This window comes from Polaromonas sp. (assembly GCF_030689685.1).
Lineage (GTDB): Bacteria > Pseudomonadota > Gammaproteobacteria > Burkholderiales > Burkholderiaceae_C > Polaromonas.
In genome coordinates this window covers 47,019-62,554 of sequence record NZ_JAUYEY010000019.1, presented here as the reverse complement: position 1 = coordinate 62,554, position 15,536 = coordinate 47,019, and the positions used below count along the sequence as shown (strand labels likewise).

At 62.5% G+C, this 15,536-nt stretch carries 13 protein-coding genes; 3 read left to right on the top strand and 10 right to left on the bottom strand.

The window, feature by feature from the left end; translation table 11 throughout:
- Window positions 1-27 precede the first annotated feature (27 nt).
- From Q8O29_RS04745 to Q8O29_RS04725, 5 genes are all read right to left on the bottom strand, one after another.
- Window positions 28-1,215, bottom strand: a complete 1,188-nt coding sequence (locus Q8O29_RS04745; RefSeq protein ID WP_305560905.1) for a CaiB/BaiF CoA-transferase family protein — start codon at window positions 1,213-1,215, stop codon at window positions 28-30.
- Window positions 1,212-1,406, bottom strand: a complete 195-nt coding sequence (locus Q8O29_RS04740) for a hypothetical protein (RefSeq protein WP_305560904.1) — start codon at window positions 1,404-1,406, stop codon at window positions 1,212-1,214. Before Q8O29_RS04740 ends, Q8O29_RS04745 begins: the two co-directional genes overlap by 4 nt.
- Window positions 1,407-1,423: 17 nt before the next feature.
- Entirely contained in the window at window positions 1,424-2,593 is a 1,170-nt protein-coding gene (locus tag Q8O29_RS04735) for an acyl-CoA dehydrogenase family protein (protein ID WP_305560903.1), read from the bottom strand.
- A gap of 144 nt (window positions 2,594-2,737) precedes the next feature.
- The gene (locus Q8O29_RS04730) at window positions 2,738-3,628 is read right to left on the bottom strand and encodes a MaoC family dehydratase N-terminal domain-containing protein (protein ID WP_371134146.1); all 891 of its coding nucleotides are present in this window, start codon (window positions 3,626-3,628) and stop codon (window positions 2,738-2,740) included.
- A gap of 25 nt (window positions 3,629-3,653) precedes the next feature.
- The gene (locus tag Q8O29_RS04725; RefSeq protein WP_371134145.1) at window positions 3,654-4,649 is read right to left on the bottom strand and encodes a Bug family tripartite tricarboxylate transporter substrate binding protein; all 996 of its coding nucleotides are present in this window, start codon (window positions 4,647-4,649) and stop codon (window positions 3,654-3,656) included.
- Between the two features lie 113 nt (window positions 4,650-4,762).
- On the opposite strand from Q8O29_RS04725, the gene Q8O29_RS04720 reads away from it, so the two are divergent.
- Window positions 4,763-5,653, top strand: a complete 891-nt coding sequence (locus Q8O29_RS04720; protein WP_305560902.1) for a LysR family transcriptional regulator — start codon at window positions 4,763-4,765, stop codon at window positions 5,651-5,653.
- A gap of 14 nt (window positions 5,654-5,667) precedes the next feature.
- Here the strand turns inward: Q8O29_RS04720 and Q8O29_RS04715 are convergent, their stop codons facing one another.
- The 5 genes from Q8O29_RS04715 to Q8O29_RS04695 all read right to left on the bottom strand — a co-directional run bounded on the left by Q8O29_RS04715 (window position 5,668) and on the right by Q8O29_RS04695 (window position 11,482).
- Window positions 5,668-6,741: an ABC transporter substrate-binding protein gene (locus Q8O29_RS04715; protein ID WP_305560901.1), complete on the bottom strand. Its 1,074-nt coding sequence runs from the start codon at window positions 6,739-6,741 to the stop codon at window positions 5,668-5,670.
- Window positions 6,742-7,038: 297 nt separating this feature from the next.
- The gene (locus Q8O29_RS04710; RefSeq protein ID WP_305560900.1) at window positions 7,039-7,827 is read right to left on the bottom strand and encodes an enoyl-CoA hydratase/isomerase family protein; all 789 of its coding nucleotides are present in this window, start codon (window positions 7,825-7,827) and stop codon (window positions 7,039-7,041) included.
- Window positions 7,824-9,062: a CaiB/BaiF CoA-transferase family protein gene (locus Q8O29_RS04705; RefSeq protein WP_305560899.1), complete on the bottom strand. Its 1,239-nt coding sequence runs from the start codon at window positions 9,060-9,062 to the stop codon at window positions 7,824-7,826. The genes Q8O29_RS04710 and Q8O29_RS04705 overlap by 4 nt, the downstream gene beginning before the upstream one ends.
- 150 nt (window positions 9,063-9,212) lie before the next feature.
- Complete coding sequence (locus Q8O29_RS04700; protein WP_305560898.1) at window positions 9,213-10,181, bottom strand: tripartite tricarboxylate transporter substrate binding protein; 969 nt, start codon at window positions 10,179-10,181, stop codon at window positions 9,213-9,215.
- 80 nt (window positions 10,182-10,261) lie between these two features.
- Window positions 10,262-11,482 (bottom strand): alanine--glyoxylate aminotransferase family protein, encoded by a 1,221-nt coding sequence (locus tag Q8O29_RS04695; protein WP_305560897.1) that lies wholly within the window; start codon window positions 11,480-11,482, stop codon window positions 10,262-10,264.
- Window positions 11,483-11,596: 114 nt separating this feature from the next.
- Here Q8O29_RS04695 and Q8O29_RS04690 point away from each other — a divergent pair, with 114 nt between their 5' ends.
- Together Q8O29_RS04690 and Q8O29_RS04685 are read left to right on the top strand one after the other, a co-directional pair.
- Complete coding sequence (locus tag Q8O29_RS04690) at window positions 11,597-12,292, top strand: GntR family transcriptional regulator (protein ID WP_305560896.1); 696 nt, start codon at window positions 11,597-11,599, stop codon at window positions 12,290-12,292.
- On the top strand, window positions 12,289-15,459 hold the full coding sequence (locus Q8O29_RS04685; RefSeq protein WP_305560895.1) for an FAD-binding and (Fe-S)-binding domain-containing protein: 3,171 nt from the start codon (window positions 12,289-12,291) through the stop codon (window positions 15,457-15,459). The genes Q8O29_RS04690 and Q8O29_RS04685 overlap by 4 nt, the downstream gene beginning before the upstream one ends.
- Window positions 15,460-15,536 lie beyond the last annotated feature (77 nt).

Below are 15,536 nucleotides of genomic sequence, written 5' to 3'. Positions count from 1 at the left end.
TGTTGGATATAAGGGTATAGCTATCAATTAAATAGCGCCCGATTGCTGCAGGGCAGCGATGCCGGCCTCCCCCTGGCCCAGCTCGCGCAGGATGGCCTGGGTGTGCTGGCCGACGGCGGGGATGGCATCCATGCGGTACTCGAAACTGCTGACCCGGCCGGGCGGCAACAGCGCTGCAATGTCGCCTGCGGGAGACCCGACCTGGCGCCAGCGATCACGTGCCTTGAGCTGCGGATGCGCCCAGAGTTCGGCCATGCTGTTCATGCGGGCGTTGGCAATCTGCGCTTCGTCGAGCTTGCGTGTCACGTCGATGGTGCTCATGCCGGTAAACGCGGCCAGGATGATGGCCTTGAGCGCCTCGCGGTGTTCGTTGCGCCGGGCATTGCTGTCAAAGCGCGGGTCTTGGGCCAGCGCGGGCTGGGCCAGCACAACTTCACAGAAAACAAGCCACTCGCGCTCGTTCTGCAGGCCCAGCATGACAGTGCCGTCACTGGCTGCAAACGGGCCGTAGGGAAAAATGGTGGCGTGCGAGGCAGCGCTGCGTGGCGGGGGTGCGGCGCCAGCGTAGGCGTAATACATGGGAAAGCCCATCCACTCGGCCAGCGACTCCAGCATGGACACATCGATGTGTGAGCCCTTGCCGGTCTTGCCGCGCTGCAGCAGCGCGGCCAGCACGCTGGAGTAGGCATACATGCCAGCGGCAATGTCGGCAATCGAGTTGCCGGCCTTGCAGGGTTCGTCCGGCGCGCCGGTCACCGACAAGAAGCCGGCTTCGCTCTGGATCAGCAGGTCGTAGGCTTTTTTGTCGCGGTAAGGGCCGTCGTCGCCGTAGCCTGAAATGTCGCAGACGATCAACTTGGGCAAGGTCTTGCTCAGCGCCTCAAAGCCCAAACCCATGCGCGCAGCCGCGCCAGGCGCCAGGTTTTGCACCAGCACATCGGCGCTTTCCAGCAACTGTTTGAGCACGGCCAGCGCGGCCGGTTGCTTCAAGTCCAGCGTCAGGCTTTCCTTGGAGCGGTTGACCCAGACGAAGTGCGAGGCCATGCCATCCACACGCTGGTCATAGGCCCGCGCAAAGTCGCCGGCCCCAGGCCGCTCGACCTTGATCACGCGCGCGCCCAGGTCGGCGAGTTGGCGTGTGCAGAAGGGGGCGGCGATGGCGTGTTCGAGGGAGATGACGGTGATGCCGTCAAGGGGTCTTGTTTGGTTTTTCATTGATCGTCCGTTCGGGCGCTGTATCTCGGCGCCTGGTGTTTGATCTGAAGTAAGTGGCTTGCCTGCGCCTGCTGGCCGGGGTTGCCCGGCGGCAACTCACTTTTCTTTGTCTCGCCAAAGAAAAGTAAGTCGCCCGCTGGGGCGAGACCCGGCTTGGTGGCGAACAACACCGCTGGAGAAGAAGTCTTCATAACTGCAATCCGGCAGTTCAGAACGACCGTGGCAAGCCAAGCAAATGCTCCGCCACATACGAGTAAATGAGATTGGTGGAAATCGGCGCCACCTGATACAGCCGGGTTTCGCGGAACTTGCGTTCCACGTCGTATTCACAGGCAAAGCCAAAACCACCATGCGTCTGCAAACACATGTTGGCCGCCTCCCAGGAAGCCTTGGCGGCCAGGTATTTCGCCATGTTGGCTTCGGCGCCGCAGGGCTTGCCGGCGTCAAACAGTTCGCAAGCCTTGAAGCGCATCAGGTTGGCGGCTTCGGTTTCTATGTAGGCGTCGGCCATCGGGAATTGCACGCCCTGGTTCTGGCCGATGGGGCGGTTGAAGACCACGCGGTCGCTGGCGTAGCGGCGCGCCTTGTCGACAAACCAGTAAGCGTCGCCTATGCATTCGGCCGCGATCAGCGTGCGCTCGGCGTTCAGGCCGTCGAGGATGTACTTGAAGCCCTTGCCCTCTTCACCGATCAGGTTGTCTGCGGGGATTTCCAGGTTGTCGAAGAAGACTTCGTTGGTTTCGTGGTTGACCATGTTGGCAATCGGTTGCACCGCCATGCCTTTGCCAATGGCGTCCTTCAGGTTCACGATGAAGATGGACATGCCCTCGGCCTTCTTCTTGACCTCGGCCAGCGGCGTGGTGCGGGCCAGCAGGATCATCAAATCGGAGTGCTGGATGCGCGAGATCCAGACCTTCTGGCCGTTGACGATGTATTTGCCGCCCTTCTTCACCGCAGTGGTCTTGAGCTGGGTGGTGTCGGTGCCGGTGGTCGGCTCGGTCACAGCCATGGACTGCAGGCGCAACTCGCCGCTGGCGATTTTCGGCAGGTACAGTTTTTTTTGCGCATCCGAGCCGTGGCGCAGCAGGGTGCCCATGTTGTACATCTGGCCGTGGCAGGCGCCGGCATTGCCGCCGGCGAAGTTGATCTCTTCCATGATGACGGACGCTTCGGCCAGACCCAGACCGGAGCCGCCGTACTCCACAGGAATCAATGCTGCCAGCCAGCCAGCTTCGGCCAGCGCGTTGACAAAGGTCTCCGGGTAGCCGCGCTCATGGTCGACTTTTTGCCAGTAGGCGGAATCGAAAGACGCGAGCATGCTGCGCAGGGCCTCGCGCATGTCCTGGTAGGCGTCGGGGGTCGGGATTTGTGTTTTCATGAAGGGCTTCTAGTGATAACTTTGGAAATGGGTGTCGTCCCGGACCTGATCCGGGATCCATGCGGCATGAGCTACCGGCACGGGTGCGCAGACATGGATTGCGGATGGCGTCCGCAATGACAAGCCTGTTGACGCCGGTCATCGTCAGGCCAGCGTGGCCGTGGCCTGCATGGTGAGCCAACCTTCGTGGTCCTCGGTCCAGAGGCTGACGGTCTTGCCGTCGGCCGACGGCAGCCCATGCAGCTTGAAGGGCCAAAGGTCAAACACTGGGCGCGCCGCGCGGAACTCGAATTTCAGCAGGCGCGCGCCGGGCAGGTTGCGGCGCAGCAGGTCGGCCAGCAGGGTCGCGATCAGCGGACCATGCACGATCAGGCCAGGGTAGCCCTCGACCTCGGTCACGTACTTGCGGTCGTAGTGGATGCGGTGGCCATTGAAGGTCAGCGCCGAATAGCGGAACAGCAGCACGTCGTCGGGCACGACTTCGAGCGTCCACGCGGCATCTTTCGCTGCAGGCTGTGGCGGCGGCACCGGGTCCCCCGGCTGCGGATTGGCGCGGTAAACAATGTCGTGCTCTTCGCTCAGTGCGAGGCCTTTCGCGTCGTGCAATTCGTGTTTGACCAGCACAAACAGCAGATCGCCAGTTCGACCAGCCTTGTGCGTCACAGACTCAATGCGGGAAATGCGCTTGACCACGTCACCGACCACCAGGGAATTGTCGGGATGCCATCGCAGCCGCCCCCCCGCCCACATGCGACGCGGCAGAGGCACCGGCGGCAAGAAACCGCCGCGTTTGGCGTGGCCGTCCGAACCAAGCTCGGACTGGCGCGGCTGCGGCACAAAGTAAAGCCAGTGCCAAAGCGGCGGCAGTGGGGTTCCGGCTTCCGGCGCTGGATCATCGCGGTCCAGCGTAGCCGACAGGGCGCGCACTGGCGAGGCGGTGATCTGGTCTGTCAAGGTCTCGGTCTTGCCGACCCAGCCTTGCAGATGGGCCAGTGTGGTGGCGTCGAGGCTTCGGGTGTCAATGGTTATTTTCAAAACGGTGTGAATTTGAAGTTCGAAATCAATCGACCGACGCGCCGGAAGACTTGACAATACGCGCCCACTTGACGATGTCTTCATTGAGCAATGCGGCGAACTGATCGGGTGTCACTGGCCGCTCGGGCGGGCCGGCCATTTCCACGCCCTGCTGTTCCAGCTTGTCCCGCAGGTCTTTGGCGGCCAGCGTCTTGGCCATGCCATCCTGCAGGCGGGCCAGCACGTCTTGCGGCACGCCGGCCGGCGCGAACAGGCCTATCCACAGAGTGCCGCTATAGCCCGGCACCGTTTCGGCGACCGTGGGCACATCGGGCAGCACGGCTGAGCGACCGGCGCCGCTGACCGCCAGCGGACGCAACTTGCCCGCCTTGATGTGTGACAGCGACGACGGCAGGCTCGCAAACAGCATGGGCAACTGCCCGCCCAGCACGTCGTTCAGGGCCGGGGCCACGCCCTTGTAGGGCACGTGCTGCAGATTGATGCCGGTCATGCTGCCCAGCATTTCACCCAGTAAGTGATTGAGCGTGCCATTGCCGGCCGAGGCGTACTGGTACTGACCCGGTTTGCTTTTGGCCAGCGCCACCAGCTCGGCGACCGACTTTGCCGGAAACGAAGGGTGTACCAGCAGCACGTTCGGCACCGCGCCAATCAGGCTGATGGGCTTGAAATCCTTGACCGGATCAAAACCTGCATTCTTGTAGAGCGCTGGGTTGATGGCCTGGCTGCTGCTGATTGTCATGAGCAGGGTATAGCCGTCTTTGGGAGCCTTGGCCGCGGCCTGGGTGCCGATGTTCCCTCCCGCGCCTGGACGATTTTCAACCACCGCCGAGGCGCCCAGCACCTCGCCCAGCTTCTGGCCAACCAGGCGGCCGACGATGTCATTGGTGCCTCCCGCTGCCTGCGGCACGATCATGACGATGGGGCGGCTGGGATACGCGGCTTGTGCGCCGGCCAGCATCGGCGCGGCCAGCACGACCGCCAACAATGTCGGGCGAAAAAGACTGTGGATCAACTTGAACATCGGTCGTCTCCCTTTAATTTGAGTAAGCATCGTCGCCGATTGCAAGACAGCATGCAATCACGCATTTCAAGACCAAGCCTTCGGAATATCAAAAGGCTCAGCTACCATAGGGTATGCAATTCGACCTGACCGACCTGCGCCTGTTCGTACTCACCGCCGACAAGAGCAATATCACGCACGCCGCTGCGGGGCGTCATATGTCGCTGGCCGCAGCCAGCGCGCGCATCAAGGCGCTCGAAAAACAGGCGGGCATGCCCCTGCTTTACCGCGAAGCCCGCGGCGTTCGGCTCACGCCGGCGGGCGAGGCGTTTTTGTACCACGCCCGGAGCGTGTTGCGGCAGGCCGAGCAAATGCGCACCGATCTGCAGGAGTACGGCGGCGGGCTGCGCGGCCATCTGCGGGTGTTTGCCAACACCACGGCGGTGACGGATTTTCTGCCGGAAATCCTGCCCGGCTTTTTGACCCGCAACCCGAAAATCAACATGGACCTGCAAGAAAAACCCAACCCGGAAATTGCACGCGGCGTGCTCGACGGCCGGGCCGACATCGGCATCGTCGCCGGCAAGGTTGACACGCTGGGGCTGGAGTCCATCCACTTCAGCACCGACCAGTTGGTACTGGCCACGGCGAAGAACCATCGGTTTGCGCGCCGCAAAAAAATTGCCTTTGCCGAAACCCTGGACGACGAGCAGGTGGGCATGCAATCGGGCAGCACACTGCAAACATTCCTGGCCCAGGTGACCGATGCATTGGGCAAGCCGCTAAAGCTGCGCATCCAGCTATCGAGCTTTGACGCGATGTGCCGCATGATAGGCGCGGGCGTTGCGGTGGGCATCGTGCCGGAGTCGGCCGCGCGGCGCAACCAGGCTGCCATGGGCATCACACTGATCGCGTTGACCGACCCGTGGAGCGTGCGCGAGCGTTATATCCTGGTGCGCAACCGCAGCGCCCTGCCCCGCTACGCAGAGTCACTGATTGAGACGCTGTGCGCGCACTACCGCTGAGCGACGGCTCGGCCTTAGTTGCGCAGCTTGCCGTCGCGTGTGACCATGCCCAGCTCGACATACTTGCTGCCATGGTGCTGATTGGCCGTGTAGGTCACGGTAAAACCACCGGCGTCATAACTGCCCAGAGAACCCATGGCCGCAAGCAGCGCCTTGGCATCGCCGGGCTTTTTGCTGCGGCGCATTGCCTCCGTCAGCACCTTGGCGCCTATGCAGGACTCAAGGTGGGTGCTGTTCATGGCCTGGTTCACGCCGGCATCTTTCAGGGCTTTGGCGCATTCCTTGACGACCGGCAGCGATGAGGCCGCATTGGGAACGACCTGCGAGATGGACACGCCAGCACCGGCTTCAGCCGCCGCCTCTATATATTGCTGGGCACCCACAAATGACAGACTGGAAGTTGGAATGAACTTTCCCTGAGCCACGATCTGCTTGCTGATCTCAGACGCAGGACCGGACAGCACGGTGTTGATAATCACGTCGGGCTTGAGCTTGAGCAACTGGCTGACTTGCACCTCACTCACCTTGGTGTTTCGTTGCAGGGCAAAGGCTGCGGGCTTCTTGTCCTGCCTGGCCAGATAGTCGGTGACCACGGCCAGGTTCTGCTTGCCAACCTCGTCGTCGTAATGCACCACCACCACCTGCTTGAAACCCAGACCGGTCCAGAACGCCAACATTTTTTCCAGCTCGTCGCCGTAGGACGCGCGCAGGGTAAACACCACCGGGCTGGCCTTGCGCACCGGGTTGGCACCTGAAAACGGCGCGAAAAACAGCACACCGGCTTTTTCGGCCTGCGGCATGGCGTCCAGGCTCAGCGTGGCCGAGGCAAAACCGAACAAGGCCACCGCGTCATTGGTGCCAAGCAGTTTTTGGGTGTTGGCACCGGCAAGTTTTCTGTCGTTCTTGTCGTCCAGCGAAACCAGCTCAATCGGCAAGCCGCCGACACCGCCCTTGGCATTCACTGATTTGAAGTAGGCCTGCGCGCCGGCCTGGATGTCACGTCCGAAACTGGCATTGCCGCCGCTCAAGGGAACCGACTGGCCGACGACCCAGGCTTTTTGTGCATGGCTGATGCCCGCGAAAAACATGAGCGACAGGCACAGGGGGGAGAGGACGGAGAAAAGAGATTTTTTAGCAGCAAACATAAATTTCATCAATCAAAAAAAACCTGGCGACAGCCAGGAACAAGGTTTGAATGTTATTGCACACATTTGCAAAATCTATCGCTGCGCAGGCGCCTTGCGACGGATGCTGCAGCGTGCGCGACAAGCGGCGCCACAGCGTCTGTCATGTACAACACCGGGGACTTGTTCAGCGCTTGCACAAGGCTTTCCGAACATCGGGACCACCGATACACGGCTTGCGGCCGATTCGGACTCGCGCGCCTAGGCGCCCTTCCAGACAGGACTTCTTTTTTCAACAAAGGCCGCGACACCTTCATGAAAATCGGCACTGCCGTAACACTGGCGGATCAGGTCCTCGTCGGGCGGCAGGCTGCTGCTCACCAGACGGTGCAGGCCTTCCTTGCTCACGCTTTGCGTCTCCGGGGCCAGCGCTGTCAGGCGTTCACACAGCTTGCCCAGCAGTACATCGATCTCGCCGGGCTCGACCAGTTGCAGCAGAAAGCCACAGGCCAGCGCCTCATCGGCCGTCAAGACCTCGGCCAGCATCAACATGCGCTTGACACGTGGCATGCCAAACACCGCGCAAAGCCGCGCCAGGTTGGCGACCGACAGGCAGTTGCCTAAGGTTTTGGCAATCGGCACGCCAAAGCGGGACCCCGCAGTGGCGATGCGGAAGTCACACGCCGTGGCAATTGCCAGGCCACCGCCTATGGTCCAGCCCTCAATCACGGCGACCGTGGGCATGGGCAGCGACTCCAGCCGGGCAATGCACTGGTCGATCTGCTTTTCGTAGGCGACCCCGTCCTCGCCGCTGCTGAAAGTCGTGAACTGCTCGATGTCAGTGCCGGCCACAAAGGCCTGGCCGCCCGCGCCGCGAAAACTCACGACGCGCACCGAAGGGTCGGTCTTGAGCTGCTCGCAGATCTCATTGAGCCGCTCGTACATGGCCCAGGTCATGGCGTTGCGCGCGGCCGGGCGATCAAACACCACTGAGGCCACGCCGGCGTTGATGCTCAGGTGGACCGTGCCTTCGGCGCTGTGTTCGCTCATGCTGCGAAAGCCCCCTGCTCGCCGAGGCGGGCCTGTTCCTCAGCGCTGATACCCAGCTCGGCCAACACCTCGGCCGTGTGTTCGCCCAGGCGCGGTGGATGACGAGTCACTTGTTGCGGCGTGCCAGACATCTTGACTGCGAAGCCTATGTTGGGCACCTTGCCTTCCACCGGATGGTCGATCTCCATGCGCATCTCACGCGCCTTGGCGTGGTCACTATCGAAAGCCTCGGGATAGGTCAGGATAGGGCCGGCGGGGATGCCGGCCTCTAGAAAAGTATTCACCCAATAATCCTTGGGCTGGAGGCGGAAGCTTTTCTCCAACTCCACTTCCAGCGCATGCCGGTTGGCCAGACGCAGCGAGATGGTGGAGAAGCGTTCGTCGGCCAGCAGCTCTTCACGCCCCATCAGTTTGCACAACTGCAGCCAGAGCTTCTGGTTATTCGCGCCCATCACGAAGTAACCGTCGGAGCAGGCCATCGCCTGGTAAGGCGCGGTCATTTTATTGGAGGTGCCCAATGGCTCGGGCGCCTTGCCGGTGCCCCAGTAGTCGCAAATGTCCCAAACCGAGAAGGCCAGCGCCGAATCGAAGAGCGAGGCATCGACATGCTGGCCTTGTCCGCTCGTTTTAGCGCCGATAAAAGCCGACAGCGTGGCATACACCGAGAACAGCGCGCAGCCAATGTCGGCCACTGGCACGCCAGCCTTCACCGGCGGGCCACCGGGATAACCAGTGACACTCATCACCCCCGACATGGCCTGCGCCATCAGATCGAAGCCTGGCCGGTCGGCCCAGGGGCCGGTCTGGCCGAAGCCCGAGATGCTGGTGTAGACCAGGCGCGGATTGACTTCTTTCAGGACGTCGTAGCCCAGGCCCAACCGCTTCATCGCGCCGGGGCGGTAGTTCTCCAGCAGGATGTCGGCGTCTTTGGCCAGCCGCAGCAGCAGGACCTTGCCGGCTTCCGACTTGAGGTTGAGCGCGACGCTGCGCTTGTTGCGGTTCATGTTCAGGAAGCCCAGCGAATCCGGCCCCTTCATCTTGAAACCCATGGCGCCGCGTGTCTGGTCGCCGCTGCCCGGCGGCTCGATCTTGATCACGTCGGCCCCCATGTCCGCCAGCAGCATGCAGGCGTACGGGCCGGCCATCACCTGGCTGATGTCCAGCACGCGGACGCCGGCCAGAGGCAGCGGACGTGCCGCTTTTTTTGCCCGCTCATTCGTTAACGCTTGGTTCACTCAATAGTCCTTGTGGATGGGTGTTGCCCGGCTTGTGAAATTAAAAAATCCTCCCGCATCAGGCCGGGAGGAACACCCGAGACGCCGCCGCACGGCGGTCGTCCGGAAGCAAAGAAGGTCAGGGGCGCAGCGCGCCTCGGCACGAATGGCTCAAGAATCGGCTTTGACCCCACCGTCCTTGATGATCTTGGCCCACTTGACCTGCTCGGCCTGCATGAAGTCGCCGAACTTTTCGGTTGAGCCACCGCCGTCCTGGGCGCCCGAGGCGGCCAGCCTTTCCATCACATCAGGCATCAGCATGACCTTGTTGATGTCTTCGTTCATGCGTTTGGCCATGGCCAGCGGCATCTTCGCGGGACCGGCCAGGCCGTACCAGGTGGTGGCTTCGAAGCCAGGGAAGCCCGACTCGGCCATGGTCGGCACGTTGGCGTAGGCGGGCACGCGCTGCTGGCGCGTCTGCGCAATGGCGATGGCCTTGCCGCTTTTCACATGCGGCGTGGCGGCCGTCATGGTGTCGAAGCTGTACTGGATGGTGCCGCCGATCAGGTCGGTGAGCATCGGGCCGGAGCCTTTGTACGGCACATGGATGGCCTTGACCTTGGCGGCCAGCATGAACATCTCCAGCGCCAGGTGCTGCGCGCTACCGGTGCCGGCCGAACCGAAGCTGATCTTGCCGGGGTTGGCACGGCACAACTCGACCAGGTCCTTCACCGTCTTGGCCGGCTGGTTTTCGTTGCAGATCAACAAGTTGGGCGTGACGCCGACCAGCACCACCGGCTGGAAGTCTTTTGCCGGGTCGTAGTTGACCTTCTGCAGGGCTGGCGTGATGGCCTGGCTGTTGATGTGCGCCATCAGCAGCGTGGCGCCGTCGCCGGGCTGCTTGGCCACGTAGTCGGCGGCGATGGTGCCCGAAGCGCCGGCCCTGTTCTCGACGATGACCTGCGTGTTCCACATCACGGCCAGCTTCTGGCCGATCACCCGCGCCAGGATGTCGGTGCCTCCGCCGGGCGCGAAGCCGACGATGATGCGCACCGGCCCGTTGGGCAGGTTCTGCGCGAGGAGTAGTGAAGGAAAGGCCAGGGTCGCGGCGCCGGCGGTAACAAGGGTTCTGCGTTGCATGGTTGTCTCCAGTGGGTTGTTTTTGAAATCGTCAGAAAGAAGCGGAAAAACGCGGGAAAGCGGGAAAAGGAAAACGGTGGTCAGGCCGCCTTGCGCAGCGGCATTACGGCGACGTGGCTCGAAAAATGGTCCATCGCAGCCTGCACGCCCGAACCGGCCAGCTTGACGCCGGCCAGCTTGAGGCCCATCTCGCAGCCCGACAGCGCGGCCATCAGGGTCAGGTCGTTGCAGTCACCGAGGTGGCCGATGCGGAACATTTTTCCCTTGACCTTGCCCAGGCCAGTGCCCAGCGAGCAGTCAAAACGCTCGTAAATGATCTTGCGGACCACGTCGGCGTCCACCCCCTCGGGTGTCATCACGCCGGTCAGGATGGGGGAATACACGGCAGCGTCGGCGCACTGGATCTGCAGGCCCCAGGCGCGCACCGCAGCGCGCACGCCTTCGGCCCAGCGCTGATGGCGCGCAAACACTATGTCCAGCCCATGTTCGAGCAACATGTCGCAGGCTTCGTTCAGGCCATACAGCAAATTGGTGTTGGGCGTGGACGGCCAGTAGCCGCTCTTGTTCATCTCGATGATTTCGTCCCAGGCCCAGAAGGCCTTGGGCAGTTTGGCGCGCTTGCTGGCCTCCAGCGCCTTGGCGGACACCGCATTGAAGCTGATGCCGGGCGGCAGCATCAGGCCTTTTTGCGAGCCGCTGATGCTGACATCCACGCCCCACTCGTCGTGTTTGTAGTCTGCCGACGCCAGGCCAGAGATGGTGTCGACCAGCAGCAGCGCCGGATGTTTCGCAGCGTCGATGGCCTTGCGCACGGCGGCGATGTTGCTGGTCACGCCGGTCGAGGTCTCGTTGTGCACCACGCAGACCGCCTTGATGCTGTGCTGGGTGTCGGCCTTGAGCCGCTCCTCGATCAGGTCAGCGCGCACGCCGTGACGCCAGACTTCGGCGCCGGGGTCGCTCATGACCTCGGTCTTGAGACCGACACGCGCGGCCAGCTTTTGCCACAGCGCGGCGAAGTGACCGGTTTCGTACATCAGCACATGGTCGCCGGCGCTCAGGGTGTTGACCAGGGCCGCTTCCCAGGCGCCTGTGCCGGAGGCCGGATAAATCATCACCGGCTGTTTGGTCTTAAAAATTTTCTTGATGTCGGCCAGCACCTTCAGCCCCAGCGCGCCGAACTCGGGGCCTCGGTGGTCGATGGTCGGCAGGCTCATGGCGCGCAGAATGCGGTCCGGCACGGGAGACGGGCCAGGAATCTGCAGGAAATGGCGGCCGGTGGGATGAAAGTCAAGCGTCAACATAATCAGGGGCTCCGGGAATTACCTTCATTTTTTGCATACAAAATTCATTTGTCAACCGATTTAACCCGTAATATCGGATTTGACACACAAATTTTTTGCATACAAAATTTGCCCATGACTGCTGAAATTTTTGCCATTCCGCGTTCCGCCCTGCATGAACAGGTCGTCCACCGCCTGCGCCAGATGCTGGTTGAAAACCGCATCGCGCCGGGCGCCAAGCTCAACGAACGCGAACTCAGTGAGGTCCTCAACGTCTCGCGCACGCCGCTGCGCGAAGCCATCAAGATGCTGGCCGCTGAAGGCCTGGTCGAGTTGCTGCCGAACCGTGGAGCGATTGCGGTGGAGCTGTCAGAAACCGACGTACTCAATACCTTTGAAGTGATGTCCGGGCTCGAAGCCCAATCGGGCGCACTGGCGGCCGAGCGCATCACCGAGGCCGAGCTCGACGAGATCAAGGCCATGCATTACGAAATGCTGGCGGCTTACACGCGGCGCGACCTGCCGACCTACTACCAGCTCAACTCGGCGATTCATCGCGCCATCAATGCGGCGGCCAAGAACCCGGTGCTGACCGCCACCTACAACCAGGTCAACGCCCGCCTCCAGGCCCTGCGCTTTCGCTCCAACCAGGACGGTGAAAAATGGAAGGCCGCCGTCACGGAGCACGAGTTGATGATTCAGGCCTTGAGCGCACGCGACCCGCAGGCCATGCGAACCGTGCTGGGCAGCCACCTCAACAACAAACTCGGTGTGGTGATCGAACAAGTGCGCGCGGCCAACAGGGCAGCCATGGCGCTGGCCAAGGCATGAACGCGCCCCTGCCCCTGAAGGTGACGCGCGAAAGCGCGGCACAGGCCTACGAGCAAGTGGCCCGCGTGAGTAACGAAGTCGCCGGCAAGCTGGCTGCGCGGCTGGCCACTGAAACCTGCGGCGAGGTACTGTTCTCCGCCGCCGACTGCGGCCGCTACGCCACCGATGCCTCGATTTACCAGGTGATGCCGGTCGGCGTGTTTGTGCCGCGCAGTGCGCCCGACGTCAAAACCGCCCTGGACATCTGCCGCGACATGGGTGTGCCCATCGTGCCGCGCGGCGCCGGCACCAGCCAGTGTGGCCAGACGGTGGGCGCCGGCCTGGTGATCGACTACGCCAAACACATACGCAACATCATTGATGTGGATGCTGCGCAGCGTACTGTCGAAGTCGAACCGGGTATCGTGCTGGACCACCTCAACGCCGCCCTGAAACAGCATGGCCTCTGGTACCCAGTGGATGTGTCCACCAGCGCGCAGGCCACACTGGGCGGCATGGCGGGCAACAACTCCTGTGGCAGCCGCAGCATTGCCTACGGCAACATGGTGCACAACGTGCTTGGTGCGCAGGCCTGGACATCGGGCAGTCAGCTGCTGCAGCTAGGGCTCTATGCCGGCAGCAGCGGCAAGGCGCGCGAGCTGGGCAACTACGTGCGCTCGCTGGCTGAGGAGCTGCACCCGGCCATCCATCAGATGTGGCCCAAGGTGATGCGCCGCGTGGGCGGCTACAACCTGGACATTTTTGACCCGCAGAGCGAGCGGCCCTACACCAGCGACGGCTCGGTCAACCTGGCGCATTTGCTGATTGGCAGCGAAGGCACGCTGGCCCTGACCAAATCACTGACCCTGCGCCTGAGCGAGCTGCCGCGCGCCAAGGTGCTGGGCGTGGTGAACTTCCCGACTTTTTACCGCGCCATGGATGCGGCGCAGCACATCGTCAAGATCGGGGAAGGCACACTCACGGCAGTCGAGCTGGTGGACCGCACCATGATTGACCTGTCGCTGCAAAACCCGGCCTTTGCGCCCACCATACGCAGCGCGCTGATCGGCCAGCCCGCTGCCATTTTGCTGGTTGAATTTTCAGGGGCGAGCAAGGCCGAGCTGCAACCCAAACTCAAACGCCTGGGCGAGTTAATGGGCGATTTGCTGTTGCCCGACTCGGTGGTTGAAATGACGGACGACGCGCCGCAAAAAAACCTGTGGGAAGTGCGCAAGGCCGGACTCAACATCATGATGAGCCTCAAAGGTGATGGCAAGCCGGTGAGTTTTATCGAGGACTGCGCCGTGCCTTTGGCCCACCTGGCCGAATACACCGATGCGCTGACGGAGGTCTTCAAAAAATACGGCAGCAAGGGCACCTGGTACGCCCATGCGTCGGTCGGCACCCTGCATGTGCGGCCCATCCTGGACATGCGGCGCGAGGGCGCGCCCAAGATGCGCGCGATTGCCGAGGAAGCCTCGGAGTTGGTGCGCAAGTTCAAGGGCGCCTACAGCGGCGAACACGGCGACGGCCTGTGCCGCGGCGAGTGGATCCAGTGGCAGTTCGGCCCACAAATCAACGAAGCCTTTGCGAAGATCAAGCAGTTCATGGACCCGGCCGGCCTGCTGAGCCCCGGCCGCATGGTCAACCCGCCAAAGATGGACGACACGCGGCTGATGCGTTTTCCGCCCGCCTACAAAGTCATCCCGATCAGGACCGCGCTGGACTGGCGCGCCTGGGACGTGCAAAACAATCCGGCCACCGAACAGACCAGCGCGCCTGGCAGCGGCGGCGACCCGGCCCAAGGCTTTGCCAAGGCCGTGGAGATGTGCAACAACAACGGCCATTGCCGCAAGTTTGATGCCGGGACCATGTGCCCGAGCTACCGCGTCACGCGCGATGAAAAACATTTGACGCGCGGACGCGCCAACACGCTGCGGCTGGCCTTGAGTGGCCAACTCGGGCAGCCCTCACCCCTGCCCTCTCGCGAGGGGAGAGGGAGTCGGTCCGAATCGCTCACCCCCCCCCGAAGTGAGTCCGAATCGCCCCCTCTCCCCCTGGGAGAGGGCTGGGGTGAGGGTACGCTTGAAGCCGTGCGCGACGCACTGGACCTGTGCGTCGGCTGCAAGGGCTGCAAGCGCGACTGCCCGACCGGCGTGGACATGGCGAAGATGAAAGTCGAGTTTTTGCACCACTACAAGGCGAAACACGGCTATACGCTCAAGGACAAGCTGGTCGCAAGACTGCCCGAGTATGCGCATTGGGCCAGCCGCTTTGCGCCGCTGCTGAACCTGCGCGACAAAATTCCCGGACTGGCCGCGCTCAGCGAAAAATTCACCGGTTTTTCCGCCAAACGCACGCTGCCTCAATGGCAAAGCCGCACCTTCTTCAACACCCCGCATGCAACGGCTACTTGTGAAGAGGTTCTGGCCGCGAGCAAACCGGTGGTGCTGTTCGTCGACACCTTCAACGGTTATTTCGAGTCCGACAACGCCAGCGCGGCTGTCAAGGTACTGCAGGCCGGCGGCTACACCGTTCACATAGCTGCCAAAACCATAGCGGATGGCAAAAGCCTGTGCTGCGGCCGCACCTACCTGGCCAGCGGCATGGTGGATGAAGCGAAGGCCAAGGCCACGGAGCTGGTAGACGCCCTGCTACCCTTCGCCGAGCGCGGCATCGCCATCGTCGGCCTGGAGCCGTCCTGCCTGCTGACGATGCGCGACGAGATGCTGGTGATGGACCTGGGTGAAGCGGCACAAACCATCAGCGACCAGGCCTTGCTGTTCGAGGAGTTTCTGGCGCGTGAAGCGGCAGCCGGCAAGCTGGAGGGATTGAAAGCGAAACTGCAGCCGGTGGACCGGGCCATTCTGCTGCACGGGCACTGCCATCAGAAGGCGTTTGGCGCGGTGAGCCCCATCCTCGACGTGCTCAGGCTGATCCCCGGCGCCCAGCCCGAACTGATTGAGTCAAGTTGCTGCGGCATGGCTGGCAGCTTTGGCTACGAAGCCAGTCACTACGAGGTGTCGATGCAGATGGCCGAGTTGAGCCTGTTGCCGGCGGTACGCGAACAGCCCGACGCCATCGTGGTCGCCGACGGTACCAGTTGCAGGCACCAGATCAAGGACGGCGCGCAGCGCGAGGCGGTGCATGTGGCGGTGCTGATGGCGCGGCAGCTGCGAGCTGTATAAATCACCATGCTACTGATTTGATAGCCGCCTAAGCTCGCACAGCAAGGGCTAGGAGCCTGGGCAGTAGTGGTGGTTTG